3 protein-coding genes are annotated in these 3,895 nt (G+C 53.3%); 2 read left to right on the forward strand and 1 reads right to left on the reverse strand.

The genetic code is table 11. The features are described 5' to 3' along the window. Window positions 1–462 precede the first annotated feature (462 nt). Window positions 463–2,385 carry a hybrid sensor histidine kinase/response regulator gene (locus KOM00_RS20390; RefSeq protein ID WP_216500856.1) on the forward strand — a complete coding sequence of 641 codons (1,923 nt, stop codon included), beginning with the start codon at window positions 463–465 and terminating at the stop codon, window positions 2,383–2,385. 438 nt (window positions 2,386–2,823) lie between these two features. Here the strand turns inward: KOM00_RS20390 and KOM00_RS20395 are convergent, their stop codons facing one another. Beyond that, window positions 2,824–3,234 (reverse strand): helix-turn-helix domain-containing protein, encoded by a 411-nt coding sequence (locus tag KOM00_RS20395; protein WP_216500857.1) that lies wholly within the window; start codon window positions 3,232–3,234, stop codon window positions 2,824–2,826. Between the two features lie 53 nt (window positions 3,235–3,287). Between KOM00_RS20395 and KOM00_RS20400 the strand changes: the two genes are divergently transcribed. Further along, window positions 3,288–3,809 (forward strand): magnesium chelatase subunit ChlI family protein, encoded by a 522-nt coding sequence (locus KOM00_RS20400; protein ID WP_216500858.1) that lies wholly within the window; start codon window positions 3,288–3,290, stop codon window positions 3,807–3,809. Window positions 3,810–3,895: the final 86 nt, after the last annotated feature.

The following is a 3,895-nucleotide window of genomic DNA, read 5'->3' on the forward strand; positions in this document are numbered from 1 at the left end:
TAGCTTCGGCTTGGTTACCTGCTCCGCGTATCCTTCATCCATGGCCAAGAGTTCGTTTCGCCGTCAAACACCCAAGGTGGGAGCCCGGTGCGTAAATCGCGCTCGCCGGGATCTGTGCGGGGGGGGCTCCGTGAGGAGCATTCCTACCGTAATCCCCTTACGAAATATTGAGGTCTTATAGATTGAGGGGTGGGTCGCAAGATGCCGATGATGGGTCAAAATTGGAAGCCGATCAACACCATGGGAACTACCGCAGCCGACACTCCACGAGGCTCTTTCTTCTTTCAGTTTCTTCTTCCAAAGGATTGTGGTCTGTTGTCCCCGTGCGCTCGGCTCATATATCTGATAAAGTGTGTAGATTAAGATTGGTTGTGTCTAAAGTGAGCGTTAAATGCTAATTACAACGCCACTTCCGTCCGGGATCTCATCGCCATCACATATGGTGGACCGAGAGGAGGCGAAATGGATGATATAACCGAACACAGGTGTACTGACCCCTCCTTTAATCAGAGGCACATTGCAGGCTGCCATTTTTTTGATAACAGCCCGTTTGCATTGTTCAGATCAAAACTCGATGGATCGGAAATCATAAATGCGAATGATAAATTTTTCGAGCTTTTAGGGCTCGACCGTGAGGAGGTTCTTGGTAAGCCGTTCCTGTCACACTATGCAGATCCGGCACAGCGCAGTTCGATTCTCTGTACCGCTAACGAAGAAGGGCATATTGTTGATGCCGAAGTCCAATTCATACACAAAAACGGCGAGGTCCGCGACTGCCTCGCGTCAGTAACCGTATTTAGGGATGAGGGTGTCTTAGAAGGGATCCTGCTTGATGTAACTGAGAAGAAACGGACTGAAGCAGCCCTGTTGAAGACTGTCGCGCTATATCGGGATTTTGTGGAGGGCACTAGCGATCTCGTGACCCAGGTGGATGCGACGGGGCGCTTCCTCTTCGTTAACCGCAATGCTGAAAAATATTTTGGATGGTCGCCTGCGGAGTGTGTCGGAAAGTTTGCTTTCGACTTCGTGCACCCGGATGACCGCCAAAAGACGTCGTCAGCATTCCAGGAGTGGGTCCGCTCTGGTACGGAGTCGGTGACTTTCGAGAACAGGCAGCTAAGCAGGACCGGTGAGGTCTACGACATGCTCTGGACCGTAAACCTCTCCTACGAAGACAATAAGCTGAAGCAGATCAATTCAATTGCCCGCGATGTCACTATTCAGCGGCGGTTGCTGAACGAACAGGTGAAAAACCAGAAACTGGAATCACTGGGTGTCTTGGCCGGCGGAATAGCGCATGACTTCAACAACATCATGACAGGGATCATGGGGAGTATAGCCCTAGCACGAATGTCCCTGGACAGCCACGAGCGGTTGTCCGCCCTTTTGGCTCAAGCGGAAGGCGCCTGCCTGCGTGCTACAAACTTATCCAATCAGCTTCTGACTTTTGCGAAAGGTAACCGACCGGTAAAGAAATTGGTGACGGCCAAAGCCCTGGTCGAGTCTGCAATTGCGCTGGCGTTGAAGGGGGCTAAGACCAGGGGCGTGATAAATTGTGACGATGGTGTGTGGGACCTGGAGGCTGACGAAGGCCTTATGGTTCAAGTCCTGTGCAATATAATAATTAATGCTTCTCAGGCCATGCTTGGAGGGGGAGTCATCTCGATAGCCTTAGATAATGTGGTCCTCGAAAAGAACAATGAGCAATCTCTGCCGCCTGGACCTTATGTGAGATTCAGCTTTGCTGATTCCGGATGCGGTATCTCAAAAGATAGCCTCAGAAGAGTCTTCGACCCTTACTATACAACCAAGGCCACAGGGAGCGGGCTAGGTTTAGCCTCAGCTTATTCGATCGTCTGCAAGCATGATGGTCATATAGGGGTTGATTCCGAAGAAGGGGTTGGCACGACTTGCACTGTCTTGTTGCCCGCGAGCAGTTGTAAAGGCCACACTGGACAGGGCCTGGTGCCGCGAACAACGCCTGCAAAACGCCTCGACGGCCCGATCCTGGTGGTCGATGACGAAGAAATCATCAGAAATCTGGCAACGGAGACCTTGCGAAAACTCGGATACGAGGTGCAGGCCTGTAGCAGTGGTGAGCAGGCGATTGCGCTCTATCATGCGGCAATGACGGCGGAGACCTCCTTCGCGATTGTTGTCATGGACCTCACTATTCCAGGAGGCATGGGGGGAGGGGAGGCTGCCAGGCGCATCCTGGAACTCGATCCGGCGGCTGTCCTTGTAGTATCGAGTGGGTATTCCAACGATCCCATTCTTGCTGATTACGCCAGATTCGGGTTCAGCGCAGTTTTACCTAAACCCTACAGTCCTGCTGATCTTGAGGAAGTCCTGGCCGAGCTTACCCCGGCTAGTTCTTTGGATTGAGCCGACTATACACCTTGGAAAGATGCCCTTACCATAACCTTTCCAGGATTCACGCGTGCCTACTGCTGGCACCTAATCACTTTTTTGATAGAGATCCAAGCCAAGGATGCTTTCACGCAAAGCCTTGAACCTGTACGGCTTCTGAATAAATCCAGACAGTCCTTTCCCGACGAACTTCTGCGTTACTTCCAACTCACTGAACCCGCTACTCATGATCACTTTAACATTCTGATTCAGCGCCCTAACTCCCATCACCCAAAACAGACCACACCCTAGCCCCGGATACCGACAGTACCAGGCCTGACTTAAATACGACCCTCTTCACGGCCCCTTTTTCCCGTCTGAGTGACCGGGAAGCCGAGGGAATCATGGCCCGGGTCCTGTGAGAAGTATGGTAGTGGCAGACCTACGCACTGAAACTAGGGATCCCAAGCAGTCCTAGAGTTTGAGCAACTCTTCATGGCCTGAGTCTCTCAGCATAATGTTTATCCGTCGAAGGCTCTTTTCGCTCGGCTTAGTCTTTCCTGTGAGCCAAGCCCGGAGCTGCTCAAAATGGATGCCGGTTCTAGCCCCTAATCCCTCGTAGCTCAAGCCGTTGATGAACTTGTAGTAACCGAGCCTTCCGAGGGGATCTTTCGGACAGTCAAGGGGGATATAACCTAAAAAATCGATTATTTTGGGGATGAAACGCAACTCCGGCTCAACTCCGTGCTCCCAATTGTAGATTGTATCTTTTTTAACTCCGATCCTGATCGCCGTCTCGCGCTGGAGGAGGCCAAGGTCAGTACGCCTTTTCCTGATATGCTGTCCAAGTGTTTGTGGAGCCTCAATGTAGCGATCTGGTAGCATAATTGCCCGTGGAACTGAAAGTGACAGGGATGGAGAATGGTGGTGTGTAAAGGTTGCCACACCCATGCCCTTGCGGCTACCTCTCCGACCCCATCCACCAGTGCTCGTGCACGCCGCTCATGATCCACCGCTACCGCTCCCGGGTTTCCGGCCCGCTTCTGGACCGTATCGACATCCACATCGAAGTGCCGGCGGTGAAGTACCGCGACCTCGCCGACCGGGGCGAGAGCGAGAGCTCCGCGGCCATCGCGGCCAGGGTGTCGCGCTCGAGGGAGGTGCAGAAGGAGCGCTTCCTGGGGACCAGGGTCAGGAGCAACGCCCAGATGACCGCCCGGATGATCCGCAAGTTCTGTGAGCCCGACGAGGCGGGAAGCCGGATGCTCGAAGTGGTCACCGACCGCCTCGGTCTCAGTGCCAGAAGTTACACCAGGATTTTGAAGGTGGCCCGGACCATCGCCGACCTCGAGGGCGCCGAGACCATCCGCGAACACCACATCTCCGAGGCCATCCAGTACCGGAGCCTGGACCGGAAGACGTGGGCCTGTAAAGAATTTTGTGTAAATGGCCTTGGTTAAGATTTTGGCAATCTGTCTTCGAAGAGGATGGCGAATCGAGCCATTGCCGCTTTCCAGTTTATGATCGGCTTCTTCCATTTCTTCGT

This window comes from Geomonas diazotrophica (assembly GCF_018919385.1).
GTDB lineage: Bacteria > Desulfobacterota > Desulfuromonadia > Geobacterales > Geobacteraceae > Geomonas > Geomonas diazotrophica.